Annotated in this window: 11 protein-coding genes, 1 tRNA gene and 1 pseudogene; all 13 read left to right on the top strand. The window is 57.4% G+C overall.

The features are described from left to right. A pseudogene (locus ACF8RA_RS20710) lies at positions 1–357 on the top strand (elongation factor Tu); the annotation flags it as partial. 54 nt (positions 358–411) lie between these two features. Continuing rightward, a tRNA-Trp gene (locus ACF8RA_RS20705) sits at positions 412–487 on the top strand. A 44-nt stretch (positions 488–531) separates the two neighbouring features. Continuing rightward, the gene (gene secE / locus ACF8RA_RS20700) at positions 532–900 is read left to right on the top strand and encodes a preprotein translocase subunit SecE (RefSeq protein ID WP_003255502.1); all 369 of its coding nucleotides are present in this window, start codon (positions 532–534) and stop codon (positions 898–900) included. 9 nt (positions 901–909) lie between these two features. Next, complete coding sequence (gene nusG, locus ACF8RA_RS20695; protein WP_003255501.1) at positions 910–1,443, top strand: transcription termination/antitermination protein NusG; 534 nt, start codon at positions 910–912, stop codon at positions 1,441–1,443. Positions 1,444–1,562: 119 nt separating this feature from the next. After that, the gene (gene rplK / locus ACF8RA_RS20690) at positions 1,563–1,994 is read left to right on the top strand and encodes a 50S ribosomal protein L11 (protein ID WP_003255500.1); all 432 of its coding nucleotides are present in this window, start codon (positions 1,563–1,565) and stop codon (positions 1,992–1,994) included. Next, the gene (gene rplA, locus ACF8RA_RS20685) at positions 1,994–2,689 is read left to right on the top strand and encodes a 50S ribosomal protein L1 (protein WP_003255499.1); all 696 of its coding nucleotides are present in this window, start codon (positions 1,994–1,996) and stop codon (positions 2,687–2,689) included. Before rplK ends, rplA begins: the two co-directional genes overlap by 1 nt. A gap of 197 nt (positions 2,690–2,886) precedes the next feature. Then, positions 2,887–3,387 carry a 50S ribosomal protein L10 gene (gene rplJ, locus ACF8RA_RS20680; RefSeq protein ID WP_016715872.1) on the top strand — a complete coding sequence of 167 codons (501 nt, stop codon included), beginning with the start codon at positions 2,887–2,889 and terminating at the stop codon, positions 3,385–3,387. A 77-nt stretch (positions 3,388–3,464) separates the two neighbouring features. Next, entirely contained in the window at positions 3,465–3,830 is a 366-nt protein-coding gene (gene rplL, locus ACF8RA_RS20675) for a 50S ribosomal protein L7/L12 (RefSeq protein ID WP_003255496.1), read from the top strand. A gap of 220 nt (positions 3,831–4,050) precedes the next feature. Next, complete coding sequence (gene rpoB / locus ACF8RA_RS20670) at positions 4,051–8,124, top strand: DNA-directed RNA polymerase subunit beta (RefSeq protein WP_176684322.1); 4,074 nt, start codon at positions 4,051–4,053, stop codon at positions 8,122–8,124. 64 nt (positions 8,125–8,188) lie between these two features. Continuing rightward, positions 8,189–12,388, top strand: a complete 4,200-nt coding sequence (gene rpoC, locus ACF8RA_RS20665; RefSeq protein ID WP_014589475.1) for a DNA-directed RNA polymerase subunit beta' — start codon at positions 8,189–8,191, stop codon at positions 12,386–12,388. Between the two features lie 211 nt (positions 12,389–12,599). Further along, positions 12,600–12,971 (top strand): 30S ribosomal protein S12, encoded by a 372-nt coding sequence (rpsL, locus tag ACF8RA_RS20660; protein WP_003255492.1) that lies wholly within the window; start codon positions 12,600–12,602, stop codon positions 12,969–12,971. A gap of 106 nt (positions 12,972–13,077) precedes the next feature. Beyond that, positions 13,078–13,548, top strand: a complete 471-nt coding sequence (gene rpsG, locus ACF8RA_RS20655; RefSeq protein ID WP_003246741.1) for a 30S ribosomal protein S7 — start codon at positions 13,078–13,080, stop codon at positions 13,546–13,548. Between the two features lie 30 nt (positions 13,549–13,578). Beyond that, complete coding sequence (gene fusA / locus ACF8RA_RS20650; protein ID WP_209968313.1) at positions 13,579–15,723, top strand: elongation factor G; 2,145 nt, start codon at positions 13,579–13,581, stop codon at positions 15,721–15,723. Positions 15,724–15,800 lie beyond the last annotated feature (77 nt).

Genomic DNA, 15,800 nt, shown 5'->3' with positions numbered 1-15,800 from the left:
GTTCTGCTGCGTGGTACCAAGCGTGACGACGTTGAGCGTGGTCAGGTTCTGGTCAAGCCAGGTTCGGTCAAGCCGCACACCAAGTTCACCGCAGAAGTCTACGTCCTGTCGAAGGAAGAAGGCGGCCGTCACACTCCGTTCTTCAAAGGCTACCGTCCACAGTTCTACTTCCGTACCACTGACGTGACCGGTAACTGCGAGCTGCCGGAAGGCGTTGAAATGGTAATGCCAGGTGACAACATTCAGATGACTGTTACCCTGATCAAGACCATCGCAATGGAAGACGGTCTGCGCTTCGCTATCCGTGAAGGCGGTCGTACCGTCGGCGCCGGTGTCGTAGCAAAAATTATTGAATAAGTAGTTGATTTACTTGATCAGGCCGGTATAATGGCCGGCCTGATACAGCGTTACAGGTCAGTAGCTCAATTGGCAGAGCGACGGTCTCCAAAACCGTAGGTTGGGGGTTCGATTCCCTCCTGACCTGCCATTTCACCTCGGTGTGATGGCTTTCTTCTTACAGGATCCTCCTCGATGACCCCCAAAACTGAAGCCCAAGAATCGCGTTTTGATCTGTTCAAGTGGCTGGCTGTAGTGGCTTTGGTGGTTGTTGGTGTTGTGGGTAATCAATATTACTCCGCCTCTCCAATCCTGTATCGCGTCCTTGTACTTCTCGTTCTGGCTGCTGTCGCGGGCTTTGTAGCCCTGCAGACTGCGAAGGGCAAGTCGTTCTTTGCGTTGGCGAAGGAAGCTCGTACCGAGATTCGTAAAGTCGTGTGGCCGACCCGCCAGGAAACCACCCAGACCACGCTGATTGTCGTGGCTGTCGTGCTGGTTATGGCACTGCTGCTGTGGGGGCTCGACTCCCTGCTCGGCTGGGCGGTCTCCTTGATCGTTGGCTAAAGGTGTCCCGTGGCTAAGCGTTGGTATGTTGTGCATGCTTACTCGGGTTACGAGAAGCATGTAATGCGCTCCCTGATCGAGCGCGTCAAGCTGGCTGGCATGGAAGACGGTTTCGGCGAGATCTTGGTTCCGACCGAAGAAGTCGTCGAAATGCGCAACGGCCAGAAGCGCAAGAGTGAGCGCAAGTTCTTCCCTGGCTATGTGCTGGTCCAGATGGAGATGAACGAAGGGACTTGGCACTTGGTCAAGGACACCCCTCGCGTGATGGGCTTTATTGGTGGTACTGCTGACAAGCCTGCACCGATCACCGATAAAGAGGCTGAGGCTATTCTGCGTCGCGTTGCCGACGGCAGTGACAAGCCGAAGCCCAAGACGCTCTTCGAGCCAGGAGAAGTGGTTCGAGTCATTGATGGTCCGTTTGCTGACTTCAATGGTAGTGTCGAAGAGGTTAACTACGAAAAGAGCCGCCTGCAGGTTGCGGTGCTCATTTTCGGTCGCTCTACTCCGGTGGAGCTCGAGTTCAGCCAGGTCGAGAAGGTCTAGGCGGACGAAGCATCCCATACCCCGCAGCCCTGTGTGCTGCGGGGTTTTGTCGTCACTGGGATAAAACGCAAGTCATCCGGGGAGCCATCAGGCGTTCGTACCCGATTTTGGAGTAGCTCATGGCTAAGAAGATTCAGGCTTACATCAAGCTGCAAGTTAAGGCCGGCCAGGCCAACCCAAGCCCACCCGTTGGTCCAGCTCTGGGTCAACATGGTGTGAACATCATGGAATTCTGCAAGGCCTTCAACGCCCGTACCCAGGGTCAAGAAGCCGGCCTGCCGACTCCAGTGATCATCACTGTCTACAGCGACCGTAGCTTCACCTTCGAGACCAAGAGCACCCCTGCCTCGGTTCTGCTGAAGAAAGCTGCTGGCCTGACCAGTGGTTCGGCTCGCCCGAACACCGTTAAAGTCGGTACCGTTACCCGTGCTCAGCTGGAAGACATCGCCAAAGCTAAACAGGCTGATCTGACTGCCGCTGACCTGGACGCTGCTGTACGCACCATCGCTGGCTCTGCCCGCAGCATGGGCCTGAACGTGGAGGGTGTGTAATGGCTAAGCTGACCAAACGCCAAAAGGCAATCGCCGAGAAAATCGAAGCAGGCAAGGCCTACAACTTCGAAGAAGCGGCAACTCTGCTGGCCTCGCTGCCCGCTGCCAAGTTCGTCGAGTCCTACGACATCGCCGTTAACCTCGGTGTTGATCCGCGTAAATCCGACCAGGTCGTTCGTAGCGCTACCGTGCTGCCACACGGCACTGGCAAGACCGTTCGCGTTGCTGTCTTTACCCAGGGTCCAGCTGCTGAAGCTGCTCTGGCTGCCGGCGCTGATCGCGTAGGTATGGACGATCTGGCTGCCGAAATGAAAGGCGGCGACCTGAACTATGACGTCGTTATCGCATCCCCTGATGCCATGCGCGTTGTAGGTCAACTGGGTCAGGTTCTGGGTCCTCGCGGCCTGATGCCTAACCCGAAAGTTGGTACCGTGACCCCGGACGTAGCCACTGCCGTGAAAAACGCCAAGGCTGGTCAGGTTCGCTACCGTACCGACAAAAACGGTATTATCCACACCTCCGTTGGCAAGATCGGCTTTGAAGCTGACAAGCTGAAGGAAAACGTTGAAGCCCTGATCGCTGACCTGAAGCGTATCAAGCCGGCCTCTTCGAAAGGTATCTACGTTAAGCGCGTTACCCTGAGCACCACCATGGGCCCAGGTCTGGTCATCGATCAGAGCTCGCTGAACGTGTAAGAACATGGCGGCGCGACCAGTCGCGCCGCCAGCAAAAATTGGGGTCCCTGCCTGGCGGGGGCTATCCAAGACCGTAGGCGGCGCAAGCCTTAAAATATCAGCCCACGCAGATGGTGCTCCCGATTCGTTACCGAATCAGACACCAAAACGACATCCGGCTTCGGCCAGATGAAACGGTAAAAACCAGGAGTAAACCCGTGGCAATTAAACTCGAAGACAAGAAGGCCATCGTCGCTGAAGTCAACGAGGCTGCCAAAGTCGCTCTGTCCGCTGTCGTGGCTGATGCCCGTGGTGTGACTGTAAGCGCAATGACCGGACTCCGTAAAGAGGCCCGCGAAGCTGGTGTATACGTGCGTGTAGTGCGTAATACCCTGCTCAAGCGCGCTGTTGAAGGCACCGAATTCTCGATCCTCAACGACGCGTTCAAAGGCCCGACCCTGATTGCTTTCTCCAACGAACACCCGGGCGCTGCTGCTCGTCTGTTCAAAGAGTTCGCCAAGGGTCAGGACAAGTTCGAGATCAAGGCAGCTGCGTTTGACGGCAATTTCATTGCAGCGAACCAGATCGACGTGTTGGCTACCCTGCCGACCCGCGACGAAGCTATCGCAAAACTGATGAGCGTTATTCAAGGCGCTACCAGCAAGCTGGCTCGTACTCTGGCAGCCATTCGCGACCAGAAAGAAGCTACCGCTGCCTAAGGCGCGCGAATTCTTTCAAAATCATACGTTTAATTTGATGGCTGCGTAGGCTGTCACCCCAATACAGGATTTAAGTCATGTCTCTGACTAACGAACAAATCATCGAAGCAATCGGCCAGAAAACCGTTCTGGAAGTTGTTGAGCTGATCAAAGCAATGGAAGAAACCTTCGGCGTTACCGCTGCTGTTGCCGCTGCTGGCCCAGCTGCTGCTGCTGCCGTTGTTGAAGAGCAGACCGAGTTCAACGTTGTTCTGGTTGAAGCCGGCGACAAGAAAGTGAACGTGATTAAAGCTGTTCGCGAGCTGACCGGTCTGGGCCTGAAAGAAGCCAAAGAGAAAGTCGATGGCGCTCCTCAGGTTGTAGCTGAAGGCGTTTCGAAAGAAGCCGCTGAAGACGCTAAGAAGAAGCTGGAAGAAGCAGGCGCTAAAGTCGAGCTGAAGTAATCTCGACCTTGCGATGCCAGCCTGAGCGTTGAGCGAAAGGCTGATGGCTGGTGGCTTATGCCACCGGCCTTTTTCCGTTATTGGTGGCCGGTCAGGCCGGTCCCGATAACGAGCTGCAAGACACCCATGTGGGTGGCGCAAACCAAGGGGTTTGCACGATTTTCTGGCTGCTCCCGCCGGGAGAAGCCAAACAAGCAGGTGACCAAGCTGGGGAACGCTGATGGCTTACTCATACACTGAGAAAAAACGTATCCGCAAGGACTTTAGCAAGTTGCCGGACGTCATGGATGTGCCTTACCTCCTGGCCATCCAGCTGGATTCGTATCGCGAATTCCTGCAAGCGGGAGCATCCAAGGATCACTTCCGCGACGTCGGCCTGCACGCGGCCTTCAAATCGGTATTCCCGATCATCAGCTACTCCGGCAATGCTGCCCTGGAGTACGTAGGCTATCGCCTGGGCGAACCCGCCTTCGATGTGAAGGAATGTGTCCTGCGTGGCGTGACCTTCGCGGTCCCACTGCGGGTCAAGGTGCGCCTGATCATCTTCGACAAGGAATCGTCGAACAAAGCGATCAAGGACATCAAAGAGCAAGAAGTCTACATGGGTGAAATCCCCCTGATGACTGAGAACGGTACCTTCGTTATCAACGGTACCGAGCGTGTGATCGTTTCCCAGCTGCACCGTTCGCCTGGTGTGTTCTTCGACCACGATCGTGGCAAGACCCACAGCTCGGGCAAGCTGCTGTACTCCGCTCGCATCATCCCTTACCGCGGTTCCTGGTTGGACTTCGAGTTCGATCCGAAGGACTGCGTGTTCGTGCGTATCGACCGTCGCCGCAAACTGCCGGCCTCGGTGCTGCTGCGCGCCCTGGGTTACAGCACTGAAGAAGTGCTGAACACCTTCTACACCACCAGCGTGTTCCACATTTCCGGCGAAAAACTCAGCCTGGAACTGGTGCCGCAGCGTCTGCGTGGTGAAGTTGCAGTCATGGACATCCATGACGAAACCGGCAAAGTCATCGTCGAGCAAGGCCGCCGTATTACCGCGCGCCACATCAACCAGCTCGAGAAGGCCGGCGTCAAGCAACTGGACGTTCCAATGGAGTACGTCCTGGGCCGCACTACCGCCAAGGCAATCGTGCATCCGGCTACCGGCGAGATTCTCGCCGAATGCAATACCGAGATGACCACCGAGCTGCTGATCAAGGTCGCCAAGGCGCAGGTTGTCCGTATCGAGACCCTGTACACCAACGACATCGATTGCGGTCCGTTCATCTCTGACACCCTGAAGATCGATACCACCAGCAACCAACTGGAAGCTCTGGTCGAAATCTACCGCATGATGCGTCCAGGCGAGCCGCCAACCAAGGATGCAGCCGAGACCCTGTTCAACAACCTGTTCTTCAGCGCCGAGCGTTACGATCTGTCCGCCGTAGGCCGCATGAAGTTCAACCGTCGTATCGGTCGTACCGAGATCGAGGGTTCGGGCGTGCTGAGCAAGGAAGACATCGTCGAGGTTCTGAAGACCCTGGTCGATATCCGTAACGGCAAAGGCATCGTCGACGACATCGACCACCTGGGTAACCGTCGCGTACGTTGCGTCGGCGAGATGGCCGAGAACCAGTTCCGTGTTGGCCTTGTGCGTGTCGAGCGCGCGGTCAAGGAACGCCTGTCGATGGCGGAAAGCGAAGGCCTGATGCCGCAAGACCTGATCAACGCCAAGCCGGTAGCGGCGGCGGTGAAAGAGTTCTTCGGTTCCAGCCAGCTGTCCCAGTTCATGGACCAGAACAACCCTCTCTCGGAGATTACCCACAAGCGCCGCGTCTCCGCACTCGGCCCTGGCGGTCTGACTCGTGAGCGTGCCGGCTTCGAAGTCCGTGACGTACACCCGACCCACTATGGCCGTGTGTGCCCGATCGAGACGCCTGAAGGTCCGAACATCGGTCTGATCAACTCCCTGGCGGCCTACGCCCGCACCAACCAGTACGGCTTCCTGGAAAGCCCGTACCGTGTTGTGAAGGAAGGCGTTGTCAGCGACGACATCGTGTTCCTGTCGGCAATCGAAGAGGCGGATCACGTCATCGCACAGGCTTCGGCCGCGATGAACGACAAGAAGCAACTGATCGATGAGCTGGTAGCAGTTCGTCACCTGAACGAATTCACCGTCAAGGCGCCGGAAGACGTCACCCTGATGGACGTTTCGCCGAAGCAGGTTGTTTCCGTTGCAGCGTCGCTCATTCCGTTCCTTGAGCACGACGACGCCAACCGTGCATTGATGGGTTCGAACATGCAGCGTCAGGCTGTACCGACCCTGCGTGCCGACAAGCCGCTGGTAGGTACCGGCATGGAGCGCAACGTTGCCCGTGACTCCGGTGTCTGCGTGGTTGCTCGCCGCGGTGGTGTGATCGACTCGGTCGACGCCAGCCGTATCGTTGTTCGCGTTGCCGACGACGAAGTGGAAACCGGCGAAGCGGGTGTGGATATCTACAACCTGACCAAGTACACCCGTTCGAACCAGAACACCTGCATCAACCAGCGTCCGCTGGTGAGCAAAGGTGACAAGGTTCAGCGTGGTGACATCATGGCCGACGGCCCGTCCACCGACATGGGTGAGCTGGCTCTGGGTCAGAACATGCGCATCGCGTTCATGGCGTGGAACGGCTTCAACTTCGAAGACTCCATCTGCCTGTCCGAACGTGTTGTTCAGGAAGATCGCTTCACCACCATCCACATTCAGGAACTGACCTGTGTGGCGCGTGACACCAAGCTTGGCCCAGAGGAAATCACTGCGGACATCCCGAACGTGGGTGAAGCTGCACTGAACAAGCTGGACGAAGCCGGTATCGTTTACGTAGGTGCTGAAGTTGGCGCTGGCGACATCCTGGTCGGCAAGGTCACGCCAAAAGGCGAAACCCAGCTGACTCCGGAAGAAAAACTGCTGCGCGCAATCTTCGGTGAGAAGGCCAGCGACGTTAAGGACACCTCCCTGCGTGTGCCAACCGGCACCAAGGGTACTGTCATCGACGTACAGGTCTTCACCCGTGATGGCGTGGAGCGCGATAGCCGCGCACTGGCCATCGAGAAGATGCAGCTCGACGAGATTCGCAAGGACCTCAACGAAGAGTTCCGCATTGTCGAAGGTGCAACCTTCGAGCGTCTGCGTTCGGCTCTGAACGGCCAGGTGGTTGACGGTGGTGCGGGCCTGAAGAAAGGCACTGTGATCACTGACGAAGTGCTGGACGGTCTGGAGCACGGCCAGTGGTTCAAACTGCGCATGGCTGAAGATGCACTGAACGAGCAGTTGGAAAAGGCTCAGCAGTACATCGTCGATCGTCGCCGTCTGCTGGACGACAAGTTCGAAGACAAGAAGCGCAAGCTGCAGCAGGGCGATGACCTGGCACCGGGCGTACTGAAGATCGTCAAGGTTTACCTGGCAATCCGCCGCCGCATCCAGCCGGGTGACAAGATGGCCGGTCGTCACGGTAACAAGGGTGTTGTCTCGGTCATCATGCCGGTTGAAGACATGCCGCACGATGCCAACGGTACGCCGGTTGACGTCGTACTGAACCCGCTGGGTGTACCTTCGCGTATGAACGTTGGTCAGATCCTTGAAACCCACCTGGGCCTCGCGGCCAAGGGCCTGGGCGAGAAGATCGACCGCATGCTCGAAGAGCAGCGTAAAGCCGCTGAGCTGCGCGTGTTCCTGACCGAGGTCTACAACGAGATCGGCGGTCGTCAGGAAAACCTCGACGAATTCACCGACGAAGAGATCCTGGCCCTGGCTAACAACCTGAAGAAAGGCGTGCCGATGGCTACCCCGGTCTTCGATGGTGCCAAGGAGCGCGAGATCAAGGCCATGCTGAAGCTGGCCGACCTGCCAGAGAGCGGCCAGATGGTGCTGTTCGACGGCCGTACCGGCAACAAGTTCGAGCGTCCTGTGACCGTTGGTTACATGTACATGCTCAAGCTGAACCACTTGGTGGACGACAAGATGCACGCGCGTTCCACTGGTTCCTACAGCCTGGTTACCCAGCAGCCGCTGGGTGGTAAGGCGCAGTTCGGTGGTCAGCGTTTCGGGGAGATGGAAGTGTGGGCGCTGGAAGCATACGGCGCGGCATACACCCTGCAAGAAATGCTCACAGTGAAGTCGGACGACGTGAACGGCCGTACCAAGATGTACAAGAACATCGTGGATGGCGATCACCGTATGGAGCCGGGCATGCCCGAGTCCTTCAACGTGTTGATCAAAGAGATCCGTTCGCTCGGTATCGATATCGATCTGGAAACCGAATAACACGTGACGCGAAGGGGGGTGGGGCAGGTAATGCCCGCTCCCTGCTCCGCCAGGAGGAAAGGCCTTGAAAGACCTACTGAATTTGCTGAAAAACCAGGGTCAAGTCGAAGAGTTCGACGCCATCCGCATCGGTCTGGCGTCGCCTGAAATGATCCGTTCGTGGTCGTTCGGTGAAGTTAAGAAGCCGGAAACCATCAACTACCGTACGTTCAAGCCTGAGCGTGACGGCCTGTTCTGCGCCAAGATCTTTGGCCCAGTCAAGGACTACGAGTGCCTGTGCGGCAAGTACAAGCGCCTCAAGCACCGCGGCGTTATCTGCGAGAAGTGCGGCGTTGAAGTTGCCTTGGCGAAGGTTCGTCGTGAGCGCATGGCGCACATCGAACTGGCCTCGCCGGTTGCCCACATCTGGTTCCTGAAGTCGCTGCCGTCCCGTATCGGCCTGCTGATGGACATGACCCTGCGTGATATCGAGCGCGTGCTCTACTTCGAGAGCTATGTCGTTATCGATCCGGGTATGACCACCCTGGAAAAGGGCCAGCTGCTGAACGACGAGCAGTACTTCGAAGCGCTGGAAGAGTTCGGTGACGACTTTGACGCCCGCATGGGTGCCGAGGCTGTCCGCGAGCTGCTGCACGCTATCGACCTGGAGCACGAGATCGGCCGCCTGCGCGAAGAAATTCCGCAGACCAACTCGGAAACCAAGATCAAGAAGCTTTCCAAGCGTCTGAAGCTGATGGAAGCCTTCCAGGGCTCGGGCAACCTGCCTGAGTGGATGGTCCTGACCGTTCTGCCAGTGCTGCCGCCGGACCTGCGTCCGCTGGTACCGCTGGATGGTGGCCGTTTCGCGACCTCCGACCTGAACGACCTGTATCGTCGGGTGATCAACCGTAACAACCGTCTGAAGCGCCTGCTGGACCTGTCGGCGCCGGACATCATCGTGCGCAACGAAAAGCGCATGCTGCAGGAAGCGGTCGACGCCCTGCTGGACAACGGCCGTCGTGGTCGCGCCATCACTGGCTCGAACAAGCGTCCGCTGAAGTCCCTGGCCGACATGATCAAAGGTAAGCAAGGTCGCTTCCGTCAGAACTTGCTCGGTAAGCGTGTTGACTACTCCGGCCGTTCGGTAATTACCGTAGGTCCGACCCTGCGTCTGCACCAGTGCGGTCTGCCGAAGAAGATGGCCCTCGAGCTGTTCAAACCGTTCATTTTCGGCAAGCTGGAAATGCGTGGTCTGGCGACCACCATCAAGGCTGCCAAGAAGATGGTCGAGCGCGAGCTGCCAGAGGTGTGGGACGTTCTCGCTGAAGTGATTCGCGAACACCCCGTACTGCTCAACCGTGCACCGACCCTGCACCGTCTGGGTATCCAGGCGTTTGAGCCCGTACTGATCGAAGGTAAGGCTATCCAGCTGCACCCACTGGTCTGTGCTGCGTACAACGCCGACTTCGACGGTGACCAGATGGCCGTTCACGTGCCGCTGACCCTGGAAGCCCAGCTCGAAGCACGTGCGCTGATGATGTCGACCAACAACATCCTGTCGCCAGCCAACGGTGAGCCAATCATCGTTCCGTCGCAGGACGTTGTACTGGGTCTGTACTACATGACCCGTGAAGCCATCAATGCCAAGGGCGAAGGTCGCGTCTTCGCCGACCTGCAGGAAGTCGACCGCGTATTCCGCGCCGGCGAAGCTGCACTGCACGCGAAAATCAAGGTTCGTATCAACGAAACCGTGAAAGAGCGTGATGGCTCGGTGGTCAAGAATACCCGCATCGTCGACACCACCGTCGGCCGTGCGCTGCTGTTCCAGGTTGTGCCGGCTGGTCTGCCGTACGACGTGGTCAACCAGCCAATGAAGAAAAAGGCGATCTCCAAGCTGATCAACCAGTGCTACCGCGTGGTTGGTCTGAAAGAGACCGTTATCTTCGCCGACCAGTTGATGTACACCGGTTTCGCTTACTCGACCATTTCCGGCGTTTCCATCGGTGTTAACGACTTCGTTATCCCGGACGAGAAAGCCCGCATCATCGGTAACGCTACCGACGAAGTGAAGGAAATCGAGAGCCAGTACGCCTCCGGCCTGGTAACCCAGGGCGAGAAGTACAACAAGGTCATCGACTTGTGGTCGAAGGCGAACGACGAAGTGTCCAAGGCGATGATGGCCAACCTCTCGAAAGAGAAGGTCATCGACCGCGAAGGCAAGGAAGTCGAGCAAGAGTCCTTCAACTCGATGTACATGATGGCTGACTCGGGTGCGCGGGGTTCCGCAGCCCAGATCCGTCAGCTGGCCGGTATGCGTGGTCTGATGGCTAAGCCGGACGGCTCCATCATCGAGACGCCGATCACTGCGAACTTCCGTGAAGGTCTGAGCGTACTTCAGTACTTCATCTCGACTCACGGTGCTCGTAAGGGTCTGGCGGATACCGCACTGAAAACCGCTAACTCCGGTTACCTGACTCGTCGTCTGGTGGACGTTGCCCAGGATCTGGTTGTGACCGAGATCGACTGCGGCACCGATCAGGGCCTGGTGATGACGCCACACATCGAAGGCGGCGATGTTGTAGAGCCGCTGGGTGAGCGTGTACTGGGTCGTGTCATCGCCCGTGACGTGTTCAAGCCAGGCACCGAGGACGTTATCGTTCCGGCCGGTACCTTGGTCGACGAGCAATGGGTCGAGTTCATCGAGCTGAACAGCATCGACGAAGTGATCGTGCGTTCGCCGATCAACTGCGAAACCCGCTACGGCATCTGCGCCAAGTGCTACGGTCGTGATCTGGCTCGCGGTCACCAGGTGAACATCGGTGAAGCTGTCGGCGTTATCGCTGCCCAGTCGATCGGTGAGCCGGGTACCCAGCTGACCATGCGTACGTTCCACATCGGTGGTGCTGCAAGCCGTACTTCGGCTGCCGACAGCGTCCAGGTGAAGAATGGCGGTATGGTGCGTCTGCACAACCTGAAGCAGGTTGAGCGTGCCGACGGTAACCTGGTTGCCGTATCGCGTTCGGGTGAGTTGGCGATTGCCGACGAGTTCGGTCGTGAGCGTGAGCGCTACAAGCTGCCTTACGGTGCGGTGATTTCGGTCAAGGAAGGTGAAAAGGTCGAGGCTGGCGCCATCGTCGCCAAATGGGACCCGCACACTCACCCGATCGTTACCGAACTGAAAGGTACCGTGACCTTCGTGGGCATGGAAGAAAACATCACCATCAAGCGTCAGACCGACGAACTGACCGGCTTGACCAACATTGAAGTACTGGACGTCAAGGATCGCCCTGCCGCAGGCAAAGAAATCCGTCCGGCAATCAAGATGGTCGATGCTGCTGGCAAGGACCTGTACCTGCCAGGTACTGACGTACCTGCCCAGTACTTCCTGCCGGCCAACGCCCTTGTCGGTGTGGCTGACGGTGCGCAGATCGGTGTTGGTGACGTTATTGCGCGTATCCCGCAAGAGACGTCGAAGACCCGTGACATTACCGGTGGTCTGCCGCGCGTTGCCGACCTGTTCGAAGCGCGTCGTCCGAAAGAAGCCTCGATTCTGGCTGAAGTCAGCGGCACCATCGCATTCGGTAAAGAGACCAAGGGCAAGCGTCGCCTGGTGATCACTCCGACCGACGGTAGCGATCCGTACGAAGAGCTGATTCCGAAGTGGCGCCACCTGAACGTCTTCGAAGGTGAACAGGTAAACCGCGGCGAAGTTATCTCGGACGGCCCGAGCGATCCGCATGACATCCTGCGTCTGCTGGGTGTAAGTGCGCTGGCGAAGTACATCGTCAACGAGATCCAGGACGTTTACCGTCTGCAAGGCGTGAAGATCAACGACAAGCACATCGAGACCATTCTGCGTCAGATGCTGCGCAAGGTTGAGATCTCCGAGTCGGGTGATTCCAGCTTCATCAAGGGCGACCAGATGGAACTGACCCAGGTACTGGTAGAGAACGAGCGTCTCGCTAGCGAGGACAAGTTCATCTCCAAGTTCACCCGCGTGCTGCTGGGTATCACCAAGGCCTCGCTGTCGACCGAGTCGTTCATCTCCGCGGCTTCCTTCCAGGAAACAACCCGCGTACTGACCGAAGCGGCGGTAACCGGCAAGCGCGACTACCTGCGCGGCCTGAAAGAGAACGTGGTCGTGGGTCGTCTGATCCCGGCTGGTACTGGTCTGGCCTACCACAGCGAGCGCAAGCGTCGCCGTGATGCCGACAAACCGCTGCGTGTAAGCGCCAGTGAAGTGGAAGCCGCACTGACCGAAGCGCTGAATTCCAGCGGTAACTAAGTACAGGGCAAGGCCCCGGCTAGCCTCGGGCGATCATCGGCGACATGAAATGTTGCCGATGATCGGGCGGGGAGGGCCGGGGCCTCGTCTTGACTGGGTGCAAGATCCTCTTTAGACTTTTGTACCCTTAAATTTGGTGAGGCTCCGTCTCGCCAATTTTTGGCTTTCTTGCAAGACAATAGAGTCGCAAGACAATCAGTGGAGCTAGTAGATGGCAACTATCAACCAGCTGGTACGTCAGCCGCGTAAGCGTTCGGTCGAGAAGTCCGACGTTCCTGCGCTGCAGAACTGCCCGCAACGTCGTGGCGTGTGCACCCGTGTGTACACCACCACGCCGAAAAAACCTAACTCGGCACTGCGTAAAGTATGCCGTGTGCGTCTGACCAACGGTTTCGAGGTTTCCTCGTACATCGGTGGTGAAGGCCACAACCTGCAAGAGCACAGCGTCGTCCTGATTCGTGGCGGTCGTGTAAAAGACTTGCCAGGTGTTCGTTACCACACCGTTCGCGGCTCTCTGGATACTTCGGGCGTTAAAGGCCGTAACCAGGGTCGTTCGAAGTACGGTACCAAGCGTCCGAAGTAATCGGCCGTTTGCAGACATCCATTTTTTTGAGTCGATAAGAGTAAGGTCGGGCGTGGGTCGATTGACCTGGTCCCGGGCTAACCTGAAGACCGTTTGAGGGCTTATCATGCCAAGACGTCGTGTAGCAGCAAAACGTGAGATCCTTGACGATCCGAAGTACGGATCCCAGATCCTCGCGAAGTTCATGAACCACGTGATGGAAAGCGGCAAGAAGGCCGTAGCCGAGCGCATCGTTTACGGTGCCCTGGATACCGTCAAAGCACGCAAGAACAGCGACCCCCTGGAAATCTTCGAGAAAGCTCTCGACGCCATCGCTCCGCTGGTCGAAGTAAAGTCCCGTCGTGTCGGCGGTGCCACTTACCAGGTTCCGGTTGAAGTTCGTCCATCCCGTCGTAACGCTCTGGCAATGCGCTGGCTCGTAGACTACGCCCGTAAGCGCGGCGAGAAGTCGATGGCTCTGCGTCTGGCCGGCGAGCTGCTGGATGCTGCCGAAGGCAAGGGTGCTGCAGTCAAGAAGCGTGAAGACGTTCACCGTATGGCTGAAGCCAACAAAGCGTTCTCGCACTACCGCTTCTAATTCAAGCATCAATCTTTTTGCGAGGGCTTTATGGCTCGTACTACAGCAATTAACCGCTACCGCAACATTGGTATCTGTGCCCACGTTGACGCGGGCAAGACCACCACTACCGAGCGGATCCTGTTCTACACAGGTCTGAGCCACAAAATGGGCGAGGTGCATGACGGCGCCGCGACCACCGACTGGATGGTGCAGGAGCAGGAGCGTGGTATCACCATTACCTCCGCTGCCGTTACCACCTTCTGGAAAGGTTCCCGTGGTCAGTATGACAACTACCGCGTAAACGTCATCGATACCCCTGGCCACGTTGACTTCACCATTGAAGTAGAGCGTTCGCTGCGTGTACTCGATGGCGCGGTCGTTGTGTTCTGCGGCACCTCCGGCGTTGAGCCGCAGTCCGAAACCGTATGGCGTCAAGCCAACAAGTACGGTGTTCCGCGTGTTGTTTACGTGAACAAGATGGACCGTGCTGGTGCAAACTTCCTGCGCGTCGTAGGTCAGATCAAGAACCGTCTGGGTCACACTCCGGTTCCTGTTCAGCTGGCCATCGGTTCGGAAGATAACTTCCAGGGTCAGGTTGACCTGATCAAGATGAAGGCTATCTACTGGAACGAAGACGACAAGGGCACTACCTACCGTGAGGAAGAAATTCCTGCGGATATGGTCGAGCTGGCTAACGAATGGCGCAACAACATGGTTGAAGCTGCCGCCGAAGCCAACGAAGAGCTGATGAACAAGTACCTTGAAGAAGGTGAGCTGTCCGTCGAAGAGATCAAGGCAGGCCTGCGTGCGCGCACCCTGGCCAGCGAGATCGTTCCGGCTGTCTGCGGTTCGTCGTTCAAGAACAAGGGTGTTCCCCTGGTTCTGGATGCCGTCATCGACTTCCTGCCTGCGCCGACCGAGATTCCTGCTATCCAGGGTATCAACCCGGACGACAAGGATCTGGCAAAAGACGACCCGGCCGTTCGCAAGGACGAGCGTCATGCTGACGATGACGAGCCGTTCTCGGCACTGGCGTTCAAGATCGCGACCGACCCGTTCGTAGGTACTCTGACCTTCGTCCGCGTCTACTCGGGCGTTCTGAGCTCCGGCGACTCCGTGATCAACTCGGTCAAAGGCAAGAAAGAGCGCGTTGGTCGTATGGTGCAGATGCACGCCAACCAGCGTGAAGAGATCAAGGAAGTACGCGCTGGCGACATCGCGGCCCTGATCGGCATGAAGGACGTGACCACGGGTGAAACCCTGTGCAACGCCGACAAGCCAATCATCCTTGAGCGTATGGACTTCCCGGAGCCTGTAATCTCCCTGTCCGTCGAGCCGAAAACCAAGGCTGACCAGGAGAAGATGGGTATCGCACTGGGCAAGCTGGCTCAGGAAGATCCGTCGTTCCGCGTCAAGACCGATGAAGAAACCGGTCAGACCATCATCTCCGGTATGGGTGAGCTGCACCTGGACATCCTCGTTGACCGCATGAAGCGCGAATTCAACGTCGAAGCCAACATCGGCAAGCCGCAGGTTTCGTACCGCGAGAAGATCACCAAGTCCAACGTCGAGATCGAAGGCAAGTTCGTTCGTCAGTCGGGTGGTCGTGGTCAGTTCGGTCACTGCTGGGTTCGTTTCTCCGAGCCGGACGTGGACGAAAAGGGCAACATCACCGAAGGTCTGGTGTTCTCCAACGAAGTCGTTGGTGGTGTGATTCCTAAGGAATACATCCCTGCGATCCAGAAGGGTATCGAAGAGCAGATGAAAAACGGCATTGTTGCCGGTTATCCTCTGATCGGCCTGAAGGCCGCGGTATTCGACGGTTCGTACCACGACGTCGACTCCAACGAAATGGCGTTCAAGATCGCTGCTTCGATGGCGACCAAGCAACTGGCCCAGAAGGGCGGTGGCGTGGTTCTCGAGCCGATCATGAAAGTCGAAGTTGTAACCCCGGAAGACTACCTGGGTGACGTGATGGGTGACCTGAACCGTCGTCGTGGTCTGGTCCAGGGTATGGATGAGTCGGTCTCTGGCCGTGTCGTCCGTGCTGAAGTACCGCTCGGAGAGATGTTCGGTTACGCAACCGACGTTCGTTCCATGTCTCAGGGTCGCGCAAGCTACTCCATGGAATTCTCCAAATACGCCGAAGCTCCGTCGAACATCGTCGAAGCACTCGTTAAAAAACAAGGCTAATCCCCTTTAGGCAAGAGGTTCACTGTCGTGGCTAAAGAAAAATTTGATCGTTCCCTTCCCCACGTTAACGTCGGCAC

This window comes from Pseudomonas sp. FYR_5, assembly GCF_043106315.1.
Taxonomy (GTDB): Bacteria; Pseudomonadota; Gammaproteobacteria; order Pseudomonadales; family Pseudomonadaceae; genus Aquipseudomonas; species Aquipseudomonas putida_Y.
Note: the sequence above shows the minus strand (reverse complement) of the source record. Positions and strands in the feature narration are given on the sequence as shown.

Coding starts and splice junctions, on each gene's coding strand:
- rplK (WP_003255500.1), top strand. CDS start 1,563: ATGGCTAAGAAGATTCAGGCTTACATCAAGCTGCAAGTTAAGGCCGGC.
- rpoB (WP_176684322.1), top strand. CDS start 4,051: ATGGCTTACTCATACACTGAGAAAAAACGTATCCGCAAGGACTTTAGC.
- rpsL (WP_003255492.1), top strand. CDS start 12,600: ATGGCAACTATCAACCAGCTGGTACGTCAGCCGCGTAAGCGTTCGGTC.
- rpsG (WP_003246741.1), top strand. CDS start 13,078: ATGCCAAGACGTCGTGTAGCAGCAAAACGTGAGATCCTTGACGATCCG.
- secE (WP_003255502.1), top strand. CDS start 532: ATGACCCCCAAAACTGAAGCCCAAGAATCGCGTTTTGATCTGTTCAAG.
- rplL (WP_003255496.1), top strand. CDS start 3,465: ATGTCTCTGACTAACGAACAAATCATCGAAGCAATCGGCCAGAAAACC.
- fusA (WP_209968313.1), top strand. CDS start 13,579: ATGGCTCGTACTACAGCAATTAACCGCTACCGCAACATTGGTATCTGT.
- rplA (WP_003255499.1), top strand. CDS start 1,994: ATGGCTAAGCTGACCAAACGCCAAAAGGCAATCGCCGAGAAAATCGAA.